Genomic DNA, 14,877 nt, shown 5'->3' on the forward strand with positions numbered 1-14,877 from the left:
ATAGAAATCAGGGGGTGGGTGGGTCGGACCCTTGTTTCATCTGCGGAGGTATTATAAGCCTTGGTTTCAAGTAGAAACTTTACAGTGGCTCCAGACAACTCGAGTAAAGAAGTAAGTTTGAAAGGCGATCTCAAGTCGCGTTTCTCTAACTACATGGAAAAAGACTCCGTGTTCGAAAACAAAGATGCTTTAACTACTAACTGGAGACCTGAACGCATTCTTCACAGGGATGAAAAAATCAACAACTTAGCATCTATATTAGCGCCTTCGCTGAAAGGAGAGGATCCTTCAAACGTCTTTATCTATGGCAGCGTTGGCACAGGGAAGACGTTAATTACAAAACACGTCACCTCGGAGCTTCAGGATGTAGCAGAGGAACAGGAAGTCGATCTTAACATTGTATACATTAACTGTAAGATGAAGAAGGTCGCAGACACCGAGTACAGACTACTCGCAAAGCTATGTGAGCAGTTAGGTAAGGAGGTTCCTTCAACAGGCCTGCCAACCGATGAGGTCTACAACAGGTTCTTCGAAGCACTTCAGAACCAGAAAGGAGTTGTCATTATCGCACTGGATGAGATCGATGCTCTGGTAAAGAAGGTCGGCGATGAGTTCCTTTATAACTTAACAAGAATCAACGATGATCTTAGAGAGACAAAGGTCTCTATTTTAGGGATTTCAAACGATCTTAACTTCACAGAATACATGGACTCGCGTGTAAAATCATCGCTGAGTGAGGAAGAGATTATTTTCTCGCCTTATAACGCGATCGAGTTAAGAGAGATACTACAGGAACGGACGGAGAGAGGCTTCGTAGAAGACGCTCTAGTTGATGGAGTTATTTCCAAGTGTTCGGCTCTAGCAGCTCAGGAACACGGAGATGCCCGCCGCGCACTGGATCTTATCCGTGTGGCAGGTGAGCTGGCTGAGAGAAGCTCGGAAGAGGAGGTAAGGAAAAAACACGTCGATAAGGCCCAGGAGAAAATCGAGCGCGATAGAGTGGTCGAGACCGTAGAGTCCCAGCCTAAACACTCCAAGATCGTACTTTACACCATCTTGGATATGGCAGAGGACGATGAGGAGGTCGCTACAGGCGATGTCTACTCCGAGTACAAACAGTGGTGTGGGGAGATAGATGTTTCACCGCTCACTCAGAGAAGGGTAAGTGGTTTGATCTCCGAGCTGGATATGCTTGGAGTTATCAACGCTAATGTTATCTCGAAGGGGCGTTACGGGAGGACGCGCCAGATATCTGTGGACTTATCCGAATCGATTAGAGCGCAGATCGAGAACATGATAGAAAACAAGTTTTACATTTAGAAGGTTCCTCTTAGGGGGAGGGAGATCGATTGATGAACGAAAAGGCAGTAAAGAAACTTACACAGAAAGGATGTATCGTAGAGAAAGATGCGGCAGAATCGCTGACGGAAAATGACTTAGAGGCTATTGAAAGACTTGATACGCCTCCAATGGTTCTATCCGAGAAAATGCTTGATTCTCTAAGAACTACAAATGGGTCGTCTAATAAGACTGAAGTAGAAGACACTCAACAGATGGAAGAAACCGAAGAGGAGCCTGAAGAACTAAATTATACTGGGGAAGGCTCCGAGGAGACCGAAAAAGACCAGGGAGCACCTGAAAGCTTGGAGGACGATGAGGAGAATGGCACGGATGAATCAGATGAATCTGGCTCCGGATCGAAGTTCTCAGCTTCCAAAACGGTCACCATCAAGGACTCCGGTCGCAGAGACCGGTTGAAAACCAAGGTAGAGGTCCTTGATCGCGCAGATGTGTCCAAGGAGGAAAAGGACGTACCAGAGTTTCTGGCAAACTATAATGACCGCTACAAGAAGCTCAAAAAGCTTTTGATGAGACGCAGAGAGCTTCAAAGCGCTGTAAGCATAAAGAACTTAGAGCGCAGAGATGAAGGCGATCAAGTCGCGTTCATAGGAATGGTAAACCGCAAGTATTCGACGAAAAGCGGGAAGTACATGGTCTCGCTTGAGGATAAGACCGGAGAGTACCGTGCCTTAGTTGACGAGAGAGACGGAGAACGTATCGTCCCGGACGAGATTATAGGCATCCGTGGCTCGATGGGCGATGGAATCGTCTTTGCGAACTCGGTTATCCGGCCGGACCTACCGATCCCTGACGGTGTAAACACGACTGAACAGGAGGTAAAAGCAGCTTATATCTCCGATCTACACCTTGGATCGGAAGATACGCTTTACGAGCGTTTTGATCGTTTCGCTGAATGGTTAAACTCCGAGGATGCCTCGAAGATCGGATATCTTGTGATCGCAGGGGATGTTGTTGAAGGAGTAGGAACGTATCCGGGTCAGGAAGATGAACTCGAGGTAACAGATATCTACAAGCAGTATAACCTCTTCGAGGACTGGGTCGATAAGCTCCCTGATGACATCCAGGTGATCGTAGGCCCTGGAAACCACGATATTGTCAGGTTAGCGGAACCGCAGCCGGCTTTTGACGGCGATGCCTTCGATAGAATACATACTTACGATAACGTACACTTGGTTCAGAACCCGCAGAAAGTACGGCTTCACGGGATCGAGTCCAAGGGGATACTTAACCTGATGTACCATGGTTACTCGTTCGACGATCACGTCGATCAGATCCAGGACTTGCGTGAGAAGGCATACGATGAGCCTTACCACGTCATGATCGATCTTTTGAAACGCAGACATCTCGCACCAACCTATGGATCGAATCTGATGAGTCCTGAAGGAAAAGACACCTTGGTGATCGATGAGAAGCCGGATATCATGGTCAGCGGGCATTTCCACAGCCATTCGGCTGAATCCTACAAGGGAACTAACGTGATTGCCTCCTCGAGCTTCCAGGCGCAGACTGATTTCCAGAGAAGAGTTGGTCACGTACCGGATCCGGGTAAGGTAACGGTTGTAAACTACAAGACACGCGATACACGGGTGATCCAGTTTTGAAAGTCGAAGAATACTTCAATAACATACAGAAAGAGACGGATAAAGCATTTGAAATCGCAGAAAAGGCCCGTGATCAGAACAAGGACCCTGAATCAAAGGTCGATATCCCTGTAGCAACGAACCTGCCGGAAAAGGCTTCTTCTCTCGTTATAGCAGCGATGTTCCCGGAGCTAGAAGATCAAGGCGTTGCTCCAAGGATCAAAGAGCTTGAAGACGAGTACGGGAAAAACGATGAACGTGTATCCTTCGAGATAGGAAAGGAAATCGCGGAAGGAAAGTTCTACGACTTTGATACCAAGGAAAAGGCTTGTAACGCAGGAATCCGTGTCGGAGTCAGCTACATGACAGGAGGAATCACGACAGCACCTCTCGAAGGTATCGGCGACATCAAGGTCCGGGAAAACAACGATGGGACAAAATACCTAGCTGTCTACTACTCAGGACCTATCAGATCGGCCGGAGGAACCGCTTCAGCAATGTCTGTGCTTCTAGCTGATTACGTCCGGAAAAACGTTGGTCTAGAAGAGTTCAAACCAAGCGATAAGGTTGTAAAACGTTATGCCGCCGAGGTAGACGATTACTACAACAGGGTTACCGCAAAACAGTACGAACCGGAACGGGAGGAAACGGAGTTCATCGCATCACATGTACCGGTTGAAGTAACAGGAAGTCCAACCGAGTCTCTTGAGGTAACTAACTACAAGGATCTTGAGAGGGTTGAGACCAATCAGATCCGTGGAGGAATGTGTCTAGTATACCTCGATGGACTGCCATTGAAGGCTCCGAAGATCAAAAAGAGAATTGAAAAATGGGGAGCAGAGTTCGGCTTGGAACACTGGGAATGGGTAAAAGAATACTTAGAGCTACAGGAAGAGCTACACAGCTCCGGAGACGATGAAGGAGACGGAGAGGAAACTAAAAAGTACACGCCGAGCGATAAGTACCTTGGATCGCTTACAGCAGGAAGACCGATCTTCTCGCATCCCGGTCGCAAAGGAGGGTTCCGACTGCGTTACGGACACTCCCGTACAAACGGTTTGGCTGCCACATCTTTCCATCCGGCCACAATGGAGATAACTGAGCGTTTCCTGGCTATAGGAACTCAGATGAAAACAGAGTACCCGGGAAAGGCAACTATAGGTACTCCTTGTGATACGATTCATCCTCCTATAGTCAGATTGGACTCCGGAGAAGTCAGAAAAGTCGAGACTAGAGAGGACGCCAAGGAACTTGAAGATGATATTGATCAGATTCTATTCCTCGGAGATATCCTGGTTCCTTACGGAGAGTTCGTGGAAAACGGGAAAAACCTTCTGCCGTCGCCGTATGTAGCCGAATGGTGGGAAAAAGAGCTGGAAAGAACCTTGGAGGAAAAGGAGATGAAGCTTGGAAGAGACTTTTCGAACCGCACTCCGACACCGGAAGAGGCTTTCCGTATATCGGAAGCAGCGGGCGTACCGCTTTACCCTAAATGGACACATCACTGGCGTGAGACAACCCCGGAAAAGTTCAAAGCGCTTTACAAAGCCGTTAGAGCAAGAAAAATAGATGATAACACAAAAGCCAAAGAGTGTCTCGAGGATATACTGGCTCAGCACAGAGTAGAGGACGGAGAGGTCAAAGTCGAGGAAAACGAGCTTAAAGCAATAAACAAGCTTCTCGAACCGGATGAGGACAACTCCGAGAAGGTAGAATCTCTCGAATCGTCAAGTGAAATCCCTGAGGTAATTGAGGAAATCTCAGGTATCGAGGTCAGGCCTCAGGCACCACATTACATCGGCGGACGTATGGGCCGACCGGAAAAAGCAGAGAGACGTACTATCAAAGGTAAACCGCAGCTGCTCTTCCCTTGCGGGAAAAAGGAAGGCGGACGCATGCGTAACCTGACGGCTTCGTACAGCAACAAGGTTCACAGCAAGAAAGGGATTGTAAGACAGTCGATTATCCACAACCGCTGTCCTGAATGCGGAGAGTACTCGTTTTTCTCCTACTGTAGGGACTGTGGGGTTGGAACGGAAAAGATCTGGTTCTGTACCGACTGTAAACACGAACACGACGAGGAGCCGGAAAGATGTGAAAAATGCGGGGAGGAACGTTTCTCTCGCTACAAGAGAGCGAATATCAACGTCCGTGAGATGATGGACGATGCGATGGAGGATCTGGGAATGAGAAATCCTCCAAAGCTTCTGAAATCGGTCAGAGGGATGAGCGCCAAGCACAAGCACGTAGAGCCTATAGAAAAAGGATTGCTGAGAGAAAAACACGACCTGTATGTTAACAAGGACGGTACGGTTCGTTACGACGCATCGGATCTACCTATGTCGCATTTCAAGCCGAGAGAGATCAACGTAAGCGTTGAGAAGCTCAAGGAAATGGGTTATACTCACGATGTTGATGGAAACGAGCTTGAAGACGATGATCAAGTCTTAGCGATGAAGCCTCAGGACATAGTGATTCCTGATGGGGAAAACACGTTGGCCGCATCCGATTACTTCGTCCGCGTCGCTAACTTCATCGATGACCTGCTTGAAGAGTTTTACGGGCTTGATCCTTACTACAACGTAGAGGAAAAAGAAGATCTGGTAGGTTCTCTAATTATCGGGCTGGCGCCTCACACATCCGGAGGAACGGTTGGCCGGATCATCGGTTTCACAAAAGCTAAAGGAATCTATGCTCATCCTTACTGGCATGCGGCGAAAAGACGTAACGCTGACGGGGATGAGGATGCGATCTTGCTTTTGATGGATGGCCTGCTGAACTTTTCACGTCAGTTCCTACCTGATATGACGGGTGCGCGTACCATGGATGCTCCGCTGATTTTGTCTACGGTTTTGAACCCTGATGAGATCGACGATGAGGCCTGGGCTATTGAAACAGTCGATGAGTACCCACTAGAGTTCTACGAGGAAACCAAAGATTACAAGCCGCCATGGGAGCTAGATACCGACATCGAGATCGGAGAAGACATTGTATACGGTAAAGAGCCTTTCAACCATGGCTATACTCACGAGACGACCGATGTTGAAGACGGTCCGAACCAGAGTGAGTACGTAACGCTTGGAGAGATGAGTGAAAAGACGGGCAGCCAGCTAAACCTCGGTAGAAAGCTCAAGGCTGTTGATGAGAACGCAACAGCAGAGCTTCTTTTGAAAAAACACTTCATACCGGATATCAAAGGAAATCTCAGGTCGTTTTCGTCTCAGAAGATGCGGTGTGTTGACTGTAACGAGAAGTTCCGGAGGGTTCCTTTGAGAAGCCAGACGATCGCTCCGACTGGTAAAACTACCGCAGAGTGTCCGGAGTGTGGCGGGAAGGTTTTGCTGACGATTTCGGAGGGTACGATCAAAAAGTACATGCAGCCGAGTGAGGAGATCATCGATGAGTACGAGATCTCGCCGTACGTCCGACAGCAGATCTTGATCCTGAAAAAGACGTTACAGTCGCTTTTCGGCAAAGAGCAGCGTCAAAGCGGTTTGAAACAGTTCACCTAGACAATCGTTAACTTAATTAGCTTTCCAAGGCCGTAAAGACCTATGGAATCCGAAGCCACTATCAAAGAAGTCATGACCGATGGAGTTATCGCGGTCGAAAAGGACAAATCCGTAGTAGATGCGGCCAAGATACTCAGAGAGGAAGGGATCAGAGGTCTTGTAGTAGTAGATCAGGGAGAAGCTGTAGGCGTAATTGTATGTAGAGACTTGGTCTATGAAGTTGTCTCTAAGGGCAAGAATCCGAAGCAGACTTCTGTAGAGGAAGTAATGAGTAAGGATCTGATAGTGGCGGAAGAACAGGAGCTTCTAAACGATGTAGCTATGGCGATGATTAAAAACGATATTTCAAGAGTGCCGGTTGTACGTCAGGACATGCTTGTCGGGATTGTAACTCAGAGCGATATTCTGCGCGCATGGCCAGGATTCGCAGAGATCATGGAGGAAAAAGGCGAGCTTGAACAGGCAGCTACGCCTAGAGAGACAATGACTTCAGGGGTATGTGAGGACTGTGAGAACTACTCTGAGGATGTCAGAGAGGTAAACGGGATGCAGCTCTGTCCGGAGTGCCGGGACTCTCCTGACCAGTAGGGCCAAACTGTTTATACCGGCCGCCGACAATTAGTTTTTATGAAGATAGTCGAGGAAGTAGGTCGGCGCCGCCAAACACTGGTCCTGGATGATCCAGGCCGAGCATATGCGGAGATCAGAGATCTTTTAGAGCGGCGGATGAGCTTCGATGAGGTCAGAGAAGAACAGTACTTCAACGACGTCGATGAAGGAACTATTCGCTCGAAGATAACGACTGTCGAAGGATATGATAAAAGAACAGTAGAGCAGCTCGACATCACGCTTTACATCTCCAAGCAACAACGCGAGCTGGAGATACAGATCAGGGCCAAGATGGTGACAGAATACAATACTAACGGCCCCTGGGGAACTCTCTGGTGGTACGCATACCTAGCGCTTTACGATAAGTTCCTTTACGGTAAGAATCGTCATCACTGGGAAGGTGCGATGGAGGAAAAAGCCGATGAACTACTTCACAGAGTAAGAGAGAACGTGGAGGCGACATAGCGTGGTTGTGTTCGAACACACTGGTCATGTCATTGAAGACAACTTTTTCGTCCATCAGGATGCGGCACGTATCTACAGAGGGCTTAAAGACATGCTGGTCAACGAGTTCGACATTGACCGGATTGAAGAAGGCCACATGGAGTTTAACGTCAGCAAGCCAAAGGATAGAATCCGTATGTATGCCTTCAAGGAAAAATCCATACATACTGTGATTGTTTACAACCTAAGCTTTAAGGCGGCCAGTCCTAAAAGCATTTACAAGCAGGAACGTGAGGAAGGTATACTTAGAGCGCATGTCAAGATAAAGCCGACTATCAAAAGTGTTTACCCTGGTTCGGAGCCTATGAAATGGCTGCCGAAAGCTATTGAAACCGATCCTAATACGCGTATAAGCCAGCCAGGTCTTGCCGCAGAGGAAAGAACTGCGTGGCATAAGTCAAAACTGTATAAGATCTGTGCGGGTCTCTGGCACAAGAAGCTTCACGCAAAGGAGATAGAAGAGTATGAGGAGGAAGCTGAAGAGTCTGCGGTTCGAATGCAGAACCTGCTTCGTGAGAAGTTCGGAGTTGAGGAAACTATTGCTAGAACAGGTGCGAGCCAGTACGAGGCGCCTTGGAAATGAGCGATGACGGTAAGGGGTTTTTCGAAAATTTAATGGATAGTCTGCCAGACAGTGTAAAGTACTGGGTTAGTCTGCCGGATCCCGGAGGAGAGGACAATATCTGGGAGCATTTCCACGTTTTCAACAATGAATGGATCGACGTACAGAACCGTATGGAGTGGTATGAGTCTCCTAACGTCCCTACGATCTACACTGATCACAAGTATATTTTCAAGCAGAATATGGGGATGGGTCGGCCTGAAGAGACGTATTACGAGGAAAACGTCGACAACGGAGGCTTCGCATCTAACATGGAGGTCACGGAAGATCTTCCAAGTGGTATAGGCGGAGGAGAGATGAAGATTTCCGTGGAGATGGGTACAAAGTATCCGCCTTCCGGAGAGAACAATTTCTGTATGGTTTCGTATGTTGTAGACACTCAGATAAAGTATGATGTAACTCAGGGGGTCAAGTTTCTGCCGAGATTTCTTGCGAATCCGTTAAACCGGTTTTTCAAGTGGGCGTTTATGCTTTACATTGCCGAGGATATGGTTGATCGGGACGGCGAGTACGCCGTAGAGCGCACCAGAGAGTACTTCCAGTACCTCCGTAAGTACCATGGCGAGGAACCATCTCAGACCAAGTCCCGTCAGACCGAGTTCACGCCTCTTCCGGAAGAAGGGGTTTTCTTCCAGTGACATATAAGAATGGCTGGTAACTACTGGATGTGCTGTCCGCGGTCAGCAGGCATGACGTTTAAGGGACTCGGATGAGTGCCTGTGTTACGGACAGCCGTTCTACCAGCACATCATGACAGAGTTCTACGTCAAAGTAAATCCTGGCTCCGAAGAGTTCAAGATAGAAAACGGTCTTATGCCGGAAATATATCTCATCTCAGAGCCTGAAAACGGCCGAGCCAACAGCGAACTCACTGAAAAACTAAGTCAGGTCCTGGATTCGCGTGTAGGTATTGTCTCCGGGGCGAAATCCCGGAGAAAGAAACTTGTGACTGATTTAACGGAAAAAGAGCTTGAAAAACGGCTTAGTTCGATTCAATAGCGTCGATCAAAACCGTTGCCGCAATAATCATCCGTGGATCAAGTACGTCGTCGATATCTTCGGAGAGGGTTATCTCGTAAGTATCTCTCAGAGATAGCTTGCCGTTGATCGAACCTAGCTGTCCGTTCTCCGTTCCTATGCGGTAGCTGAAAGGAACGAGCGTGGTTACAAATCTGCGGACGAGCGCAAGCGCAATATTGTCTTCTATAATATCTGCTATGACCTTTCCTTCGGTATCTAAGACCTTCCATTTGTGCTGGAAAAACGATAGCTCTTCTTTAATACCTCCTATCGGCTCGCCGGTTCTTTCGTCTTCTACTGTGTAGGATGCGGCTATATCAAGCATTTTGTCTGTTGTAACCTTTAGAACTGGCTCTCCATCCATATCCTTGAAACGGAAGTCCTCTTTCAGCCTCAGCTTTTTCTGCGCGGAGTCAAGGATCTGCTCTCCGTTCTCATAGACCAGGTACTTGTTTCCTATACTCAAGGCTTTCTGTTTGACTTTGTACTGGTTGGATTCGAACATAGTAACTCGTTGGAGAACCGAAGCTATTAATCGCTCCCCATGGCCATAGAAAACATGGAGTTCCTTAACCCGTTTTTCACCAGCTCCGAGATGATATTCCGGCTGGTAAGATTTGCCACAGCCTTCGCTATAGGGATAATACTGACGCGTCTAACCGCTACCACGCTATCCAAGCGAGTACTGGATCTGAAAAAGTACTCAACACATAGAATCAGCAATATAATACAGCTAATCGGTTTCTCGGTCTCATTGGTTGTAGCACTGGAAGCAGGACAGTTCGGAAATCTTCTGACAGTTGTAGGTACTCTGGCGGCCGCACTTACAGTAGCTATAGGTTTCGGGATGCGAGAAGAGGTCGCAAACTATGTGGCAGGAATCTTCATCCACATGCAAAACCCTTATGTCAAAGGCGATTACATTAAGATCGGAGAAGAACAGGGTAGAGTCAAGGAGATCGGGATGCGAGCTACGGTGCTTAACGAATCGACGAGAAGTGATGTGATCGTTCCTAACTCGAAGATTGATTCGAATCCGGTTAGAAATTACACTAGAGGCACGAAAAACTATGCGTCAATAATCGTGTCTGTTGACAATGAAGATGTACAGCAGGCAGAAGAGATCTTACTTGAATCAGCTTCCAGCATGGAGAAAATACTGGAGAGACCGGAACCAGAGGTCAAGTACCTGGAGATAGAGGAAAAGGTAAAGATAAAGCTTAACTACACAGTTAAAGGCTCTCCGGTCGATACTCGCTCACGGATAATATCCGAGTTCAACAGGAAAGCTGTGGAAGCTGAGATCTACGGAAAAGACGAGGAAGAAAAATAAAGGCTTCCGTCCAACCGTTTTCTTACAGGACACCGCCTCGGTGGCTCAGTCTGGCTAGAGCGGTCCCCTCGTAGCGCCTGCCGATGCGCAGTGCGGCGCGCATTAAGCCATTCGCAGAATGGCGTCCGGCAAACAGTTGGTCGCGAGACAGGGACAGATCTCGGGTTCAAATCCCGATCGGGGCTCTATAATCTAAGTTAACAGTTTAGGGATTTAGATAGCGGCAGAAATTTCTTTTATATGAATAGCTAGTGAAAATTTGTTTTATGGTATCGGTAAGAGCGAAAACTGTAGAAAATATTTTCAGGCCGCCTAGAAGAAGTAAAGTCGGTCTTGTTTATTTTGGGGGTGCCGCCGTATTTCTGAGCATGTACCTCTTTATGGACGATAGTTTATTCGTCCTATCTATGTTTTCTGGTTTTCTTTTGACTGGTGCTGCGGAATTTCTTCCCGAAGAACGAAATGTTTTAGCTGGTGTTCTAAGAATAATGGCGATAACCGTCTATATTGTAGTTCTGGCTCTGACTTTCTTACGGCCTGAAGCGATAATCTGACTTCTAAACTTATTTCCCTCTTGTCTGTATCCTCTGCCTCTTCTGAATGCTTCTACTATCCAGACTTTGTCGTCTTCTACGAAGTATTCGAATCGATGGTCGCCGACTCTTAATCTGTACATCTCTTTGTCTTTTCCTTTCAGTTTCTTAATATCGCATTTCGGTCTGCTTCGATAAGGCTCATCAGCAAGTCTTTTGAGCGAATCTTCACATCTTCCAGTGCCAGAGTCTTCGAGATCATCAAGGTAGGTTCTAACATCTGGATGTAGTCTTACTTCCATTCAAAAATTGCCTCTGAATTTTCTGTATCTCCAGAAAATTCTTTGATTTTCGAACACGGTATTCACTCAAGTGCTTCAAATTCTTCCTTGTCTTCTTCCAGTTTCTGGTAACGGCTCTCGATATACTGGTCTATAAGTTGCTTCACAATGTCATCGTAGCTTTCGCCTTTTTCACCCAGTTTTTTCAACTGGTCGCGGGTGTCCTCATCTACAGATATAGTAGTTGCCATAACAACTATAAGTTCTATAAAAATTATAAGTCTTATGGGCGGGTTCTGAAACCAGCACTACATCTTGGATTCTTAGGTCAGTGACCGATCGGGGCTTGTGTTTTTAATATCTAGAGGTGTTTAACTCCGATATGGACCTAAAGGAAATCGCCCGAAACCTTTTCAGACGTTCTCGGAGGGATCTAGCCCTTTTCTATTTGTTAATTTCTGTTTGGTTTGCGGGTCTTTATTTTGTCATCTATAATCTGTTCCCTATTTTCATGTCTTCAGGCTTTCTCGCAATGGGGATAGCGGAACTGTTCTCCGAGGAAAGAGGCAGTATGAAGGCAGCGTTGAGAGTTGTCGCAATACTGGTTTTCTTGGCTCTATTGGTCCTGACCTTTATTCGTCCAGAGTTTATAATGTGAATTTACAGGGGAGATCGAGCTATACTTCTAGCATGTATTTCCAAAAAATCCTGTGTTCAAACTCCACTCCATGTTTACAGTGTAGATGAGACTTCTTCATAGATCTCATACAGCTCTTGGTTGCTGAGGTCCTCGTTTGTTGATATCCGTCCGTCCTCGCTCAAAACTATTTGCGTGGTTAACGACCGGTAACGGTAGTCTATATACAGCGTAGTGGTTGCGGTGAACTTTTCTTTCGATATCTCTTGGTCTATATCCTCTCCGAACTTGGCCACTTTTCTGACTGCGCCTTCCGAGTCCTCCCACATTCCTCTGGCAGAAATCAGATTCTCTAGCTCCGTTATCTTCTCGAACTCGAAGTGTACTTCGCTGGTTGAAGTCCAGTTTTCCTTCTCCAGCCGTTTTACGAAGGTCTTTGCCAGCTGTTTCGGAGCGAAAACATACAACTCGGTCTGGTTATTGGAAATCCAGCATCTAAACTCTTTGATCTTCTGGTAGCCGCTATCAATCACTCTAGGTCGGCCGTCGTTGACGTAGATAGAGTCTTTTTTCGTCTCAGTGGTGAGCTTTACGTTGAAAACCTTGTTGTCTCTTTTCTCTCCAAGAAAACTCATGAATGTTCTAGGATTTCCTATACGGGTCTTTTCTAGTTTCTTGAATGCGGAGAGGTCGCTTTGACGGTTTAAACGAACTCTATCTGTATCCCGGAGACTGTTTTCAAGCTCCTCTATCTCCAGAATGGTCAGGCTGCATCCCACCGGTACAGGATAGAATGCCTCGTTTTAATTGACTCATTCGCTTCAGGCAACACTTTGCAGTCCGATGAATTGACTAGAGAAAAAGTGCTTGGATCCCGAAGTTGAACAAGGCTCTTTTTTCCTGATAGCTCATCTGATTTGACCTCTACGATTCCTAAAACTTATCAACTAACAATGGTTTTTTCTATTTATGGCGTCTATTGAGGTCCGCAAGCCGGAAAACATGTCGGATGAGGAAGCTCGCAGAGTCGCTGAACGAGCTCTAAAAAATAAAAATATGGTTTCAAGAGCTGTTGAAACTGCTAAAAACTCCGAGCCTCCAAATCCAGGTAACAAGGAAGGCTCTGAACTTTGCCGGGATCTTCTGAACGATTCCAGTTCTATTTCGGAGCTATCGAATGCTCTGGAATCAACTCTGAAAGCCTTAAACCAGCATGCGAATGTGCGCGGCGCTATACATACCTCTAAGAGCGAGCTTGAAGAAAAGATATCTGAGTTAATATCTGTGTGCGAACAGCTTGAGAAGCCGGTAGCGCAGGTAATAGTCTCACAACTTGAAAGACAGGAAGAGCAGATTGAGTCTGAAACGAGTTACGCTGAACACTTCATGGCTGAGAAGAGGGTTGTTCTTCTCGAAAACGTGGTCTATGGTTTGAAAGACCAAAATGTCTCGGAAGCTGAGGAGGTTGTTGCGGAACATAAGGCATGTGTGAGAGAGTTAAATGACTTCAGAGATAAGTTCGTAAACAGCTCCCGTAGAGATAACTATAATATGCAAATACCTATTCATTTTGTATCTGTCACAAGTTCTCTTCTAGACGAGTCCAAGGAATTGGCGAAACAGGGTGATGAAGAACGCGCTAGAGGGGTTATAGGTTCTTCGGAACAGTTTATAGAGGCGATAGAAGGCTTGTTTACGGACAGGAGACTTCAAGAGCAGCTGAGCGACCTCAATAAACTTCGGTCTTCTAACTACAAGTTAGTAAAGAAGTAAAAGCACGAATTCTGTGGTCGAGCGCGGTAGATACAAACCTTTTTCCAACCCATTTACTGATGTGAACAGTTTCCGTAATTCGGTTATTGAAGATGCCCGGGTCTTGACTGCGGATTATTTGCCGAATGAGATGGTTGCCCGGGACTCTGAGCGTCAGGAGATCGCCCGGAACTTACGTCCGATGACAGAAGATCAGCCGCCTATTGACATGCTGATCTACGGTCCGCCGGGAACAGGAAAGACCTCTATGGCGCGTTACGTGGTCGAAGAGCTGAAATCGAAGATGTTTGCGAACTCGGCTTATGTCAACTGTTTTTCCCATAAATCCAAGTTCGAGATTTTCTACGAGATGCTGGATAAGAAGCTGACAGTTCCCAGAGACGGGACCTCAACGGAGAAGGTGATACAGCTGTTCCGGGAAAAGGTCAGAGACTCTCCGACCGTTATAATCGTCGATGAGGCCGATCAGGTTGTAGATGATGAGGTCATGTTCGAGCTAAGTAAGCTCAACAACACAGGTTTGATCATGATTGCTAATGACTCGAATGTATTCGGCCATTTCGATAGCAGGGTTAGAAGCCGGCTTTCCGGTGTCCGGAAGATCCATTTCAGAAGCTACAGCGTCGATCAGATAGTGGAGATCCTGAAAAGACGCAGAGAACACGGTCTAAGGACAGACTCGGTCTCAGATAAACAGCTGAAGGCTATAGCAAAAGCCGCTGATGGAGATGCCAGGGTAGGTCTTAACTCTCTTCGTACTGCGGCCCAGGAATCTGAAAAGCAAGGAAACGAAAATATAACTGATAAAATAATCGAACAGTCTGTTGAAGTTTCGAAAAGCCGTACAAGGATTAGCTCGCTAGAAAGGCTGAACAAGCATCAGAAAACAGTGTATGAAATACTTGAAGAAAACGGCAGAATGAAAATGGGTAACATATATCAGAGCTACTGCGAGCAGATAGATGATAACAAGTCGAAGAGAACTATAAGGCGTTATATGAACAAGATGGAGGCTTACGAGGTTATAGATTCTGAAGGAGCTAAAAAGGCTAAACGTTATGCGTTAGCTGATTAGGATTTTTTCGGACATATCGGACAGCCGAGAGATTGT

The 14,877-nt window shown here is 46.7% G+C and carries 17 protein-coding genes and 1 tRNA gene; 14 read left to right on the forward strand and 4 right to left on the reverse strand.

Annotation, left to right across the window (positions count from 1 at the left end):
- Nucleotides 1–84 precede the first annotated feature (84 nt).
- From SVXnc_RS00005 to SVXnc_RS00040, 8 genes are all read left to right on the forward strand, one after another.
- Nucleotides 85–1,320: an ORC1-type DNA replication protein gene (locus tag SVXnc_RS00005; protein WP_347721907.1), complete on the forward strand. Its 1,236-nt coding sequence runs from the start codon at nucleotides 85–87 to the stop codon at nucleotides 1,318–1,320.
- Nucleotides 1,321–1,352: 32 nt separating this feature from the next.
- The gene (locus tag SVXnc_RS00010) at nucleotides 1,353–2,963 is read left to right on the forward strand and encodes a metallophosphoesterase (protein WP_347721908.1); all 1,611 of its coding nucleotides are present in this window, start codon (nucleotides 1,353–1,355) and stop codon (nucleotides 2,961–2,963) included.
- Nucleotides 2,960–6,454: a DNA polymerase II large subunit gene (locus SVXnc_RS00015; RefSeq protein ID WP_347721909.1), complete on the forward strand. Its 3,495-nt coding sequence runs from the start codon at nucleotides 2,960–2,962 to the stop codon at nucleotides 6,452–6,454. The genes SVXnc_RS00010 and SVXnc_RS00015 overlap by 4 nt, the downstream gene beginning before the upstream one ends.
- Nucleotides 6,455–6,496: 42 nt before the next feature.
- A complete protein-coding gene (locus SVXnc_RS00020) occupies nucleotides 6,497–7,042 on the forward strand; it encodes a CBS domain-containing protein (protein ID WP_347721910.1) in 546 nt (181 codons plus the stop codon).
- Nucleotides 7,043–7,081: 39 nt separating this feature from the next.
- Complete coding sequence (locus tag SVXnc_RS00025) at nucleotides 7,082–7,528, forward strand: hypothetical protein (RefSeq protein ID WP_347721911.1); 447 nt, start codon at nucleotides 7,082–7,084, stop codon at nucleotides 7,526–7,528.
- 7 nt (nucleotides 7,529–7,535) lie between these two features.
- Complete coding sequence (locus SVXnc_RS00030) at nucleotides 7,536–8,150, forward strand: hypothetical protein (protein WP_347721912.1); 615 nt, start codon at nucleotides 7,536–7,538, stop codon at nucleotides 8,148–8,150.
- Nucleotides 8,147–8,827 (forward strand): hypothetical protein, encoded by a 681-nt coding sequence (locus tag SVXnc_RS00035; protein ID WP_347721913.1) that lies wholly within the window; start codon nucleotides 8,147–8,149, stop codon nucleotides 8,825–8,827. The genes SVXnc_RS00030 and SVXnc_RS00035 overlap by 4 nt, the downstream gene beginning before the upstream one ends.
- A gap of 112 nt (nucleotides 8,828–8,939) precedes the next feature.
- Nucleotides 8,940–9,188: a DUF167 domain-containing protein gene (locus tag SVXnc_RS00040; RefSeq protein WP_347721914.1), complete on the forward strand. Its 249-nt coding sequence runs from the start codon at nucleotides 8,940–8,942 to the stop codon at nucleotides 9,186–9,188.
- Here the strand turns inward: SVXnc_RS00040 and SVXnc_RS00045 are convergent.
- The gene (locus SVXnc_RS00045; RefSeq protein ID WP_347721915.1) at nucleotides 9,172–9,714 is read right to left on the reverse strand and encodes an LURP-one-related/scramblase family protein; all 543 of its coding nucleotides are present in this window, start codon (nucleotides 9,712–9,714) and stop codon (nucleotides 9,172–9,174) included. The two genes, SVXnc_RS00040 and SVXnc_RS00045, sit on opposite strands and share 17 nt — an antisense overlap.
- 39 nt (nucleotides 9,715–9,753) lie before the next feature.
- On the opposite strand from SVXnc_RS00045, the gene SVXnc_RS00050 reads away from it, so the two are divergent.
- From SVXnc_RS00050 to SVXnc_RS05465, 3 genes are all read left to right on the forward strand, one after another.
- A complete protein-coding gene (locus SVXnc_RS00050) occupies nucleotides 9,754–10,542 on the forward strand; it encodes a mechanosensitive ion channel family protein (RefSeq protein ID WP_347721916.1) in 789 nt (262 codons plus the stop codon).
- 34 nt (nucleotides 10,543–10,576) lie between these two features.
- Nucleotides 10,577–10,727: transfer RNA gene (locus tag SVXnc_RS00055), tRNA-Thr, on the forward strand.
- 81 nt (nucleotides 10,728–10,808) lie between these two features.
- Nucleotides 10,809–11,096: a DUF8011 family protein gene (locus SVXnc_RS05465; protein ID WP_488592073.1), complete on the forward strand. Its 288-nt coding sequence runs from the start codon at nucleotides 10,809–10,811 to the stop codon at nucleotides 11,094–11,096.
- On the opposite strand, the gene SVXnc_RS00060 is transcribed toward SVXnc_RS05465, so the two are convergent.
- Nucleotides 11,045–11,377, reverse strand: coding sequence for a type II toxin-antitoxin system RelE family toxin (locus tag SVXnc_RS00060; RefSeq protein ID WP_347721917.1), 333 nt, complete (start codon nucleotides 11,375–11,377; stop codon nucleotides 11,045–11,047). The two genes, SVXnc_RS05465 and SVXnc_RS00060, sit on opposite strands and share 52 nt — an antisense overlap.
- Nucleotides 11,378–11,439: 62 nt before the next feature.
- Nucleotides 11,440–11,607, reverse strand: a complete 168-nt coding sequence (locus SVXnc_RS00065; protein WP_347721918.1) for a DUF7557 family protein — start codon at nucleotides 11,605–11,607, stop codon at nucleotides 11,440–11,442.
- Between the two features lie 131 nt (nucleotides 11,608–11,738).
- On the opposite strand from SVXnc_RS00065, the gene SVXnc_RS05470 reads away from it, so the two are divergent.
- A complete protein-coding gene (locus SVXnc_RS05470) occupies nucleotides 11,739–12,014 on the forward strand; it encodes a DUF8011 family protein (RefSeq protein ID WP_488592074.1) in 276 nt (91 codons plus the stop codon).
- A 74-nt stretch (nucleotides 12,015–12,088) separates the two neighbouring features.
- Here SVXnc_RS05470 and SVXnc_RS00075 read toward each other — a convergent pair whose 3' ends face one another.
- Entirely contained in the window at nucleotides 12,089–12,772 is a 684-nt protein-coding gene (locus SVXnc_RS00075) for a hypothetical protein (protein ID WP_347721920.1), read from the reverse strand.
- 190 nt (nucleotides 12,773–12,962) lie between these two features.
- Between SVXnc_RS00075 and SVXnc_RS00080 the strand changes: the two genes are divergently transcribed.
- Both SVXnc_RS00080 and SVXnc_RS00085 read left to right on the forward strand, forming a co-directional pair.
- Nucleotides 12,963–13,766 carry a hypothetical protein gene (locus SVXnc_RS00080; RefSeq protein WP_347721921.1) on the forward strand — a complete coding sequence of 268 codons (804 nt, stop codon included), beginning with the start codon at nucleotides 12,963–12,965 and terminating at the stop codon, nucleotides 13,764–13,766.
- A 61-nt stretch (nucleotides 13,767–13,827) separates the two neighbouring features.
- A complete protein-coding gene (locus SVXnc_RS00085; RefSeq protein WP_347721922.1) occupies nucleotides 13,828–14,841 on the forward strand; it encodes a Cdc6/Cdc18 family protein in 1,014 nt (337 codons plus the stop codon).
- Nucleotides 14,842–14,877 lie beyond the last annotated feature (36 nt).

This window comes from Candidatus Nanohalococcus occultus (genome assembly GCF_029207735.1).
In the GTDB taxonomy this organism is placed as follows: domain Archaea; phylum Nanohalarchaeota; class Nanosalinia; order Nanosalinales; family Nanosalinaceae; genus Nanohalococcus; species Nanohalococcus occultus.

Excerpts from the sequence above, each read along its gene's own strand:
- SVXnc_RS00010 (WP_347721908.1), top strand. The coding sequence starts at position 1,353 with ATGAACGAAAAGGCAGTAAAGAAACTTACACAGAAAGGATGTATCGTA.
- SVXnc_RS00020 (WP_347721910.1), top strand. The coding sequence starts at position 6,497 with ATGGAATCCGAAGCCACTATCAAAGAAGTCATGACCGATGGAGTTATC.
- SVXnc_RS00025 (WP_347721911.1), top strand. The coding sequence starts at position 7,082 with ATGAAGATAGTCGAGGAAGTAGGTCGGCGCCGCCAAACACTGGTCCTG.
- SVXnc_RS00035 (WP_347721913.1), top strand. The coding sequence starts at position 8,147 with ATGAGCGATGACGGTAAGGGGTTTTTCGAAAATTTAATGGATAGTCTG.
- SVXnc_RS00040 (WP_347721914.1), top strand. The coding sequence starts at position 8,940 with ATGACAGAGTTCTACGTCAAAGTAAATCCTGGCTCCGAAGAGTTCAAG.
- SVXnc_RS00045 (WP_347721915.1), bottom strand. The coding sequence starts at position 9,714 with ATGTTCGAATCCAACCAGTACAAAGTCAAACAGAAAGCCTTGAGTATA.
- SVXnc_RS00050 (WP_347721916.1), top strand. The coding sequence starts at position 9,754 with ATGGCCATAGAAAACATGGAGTTCCTTAACCCGTTTTTCACCAGCTCC.
- SVXnc_RS05465 (WP_488592073.1), top strand. The coding sequence starts at position 10,809 with ATGGTATCGGTAAGAGCGAAAACTGTAGAAAATATTTTCAGGCCGCCT.
- SVXnc_RS00060 (WP_347721917.1), bottom strand. The coding sequence starts at position 11,377 with ATGGAAGTAAGACTACATCCAGATGTTAGAACCTACCTTGATGATCTC.
- SVXnc_RS00065 (WP_347721918.1), bottom strand. The coding sequence starts at position 11,607 with ATGGCAACTACTATATCTGTAGATGAGGACACCCGCGACCAGTTGAAA.
- SVXnc_RS05470 (WP_488592074.1), top strand. The coding sequence starts at position 11,739 with ATGGACCTAAAGGAAATCGCCCGAAACCTTTTCAGACGTTCTCGGAGG.
- SVXnc_RS00080 (WP_347721921.1), top strand. The coding sequence starts at position 12,963 with ATGGCGTCTATTGAGGTCCGCAAGCCGGAAAACATGTCGGATGAGGAA.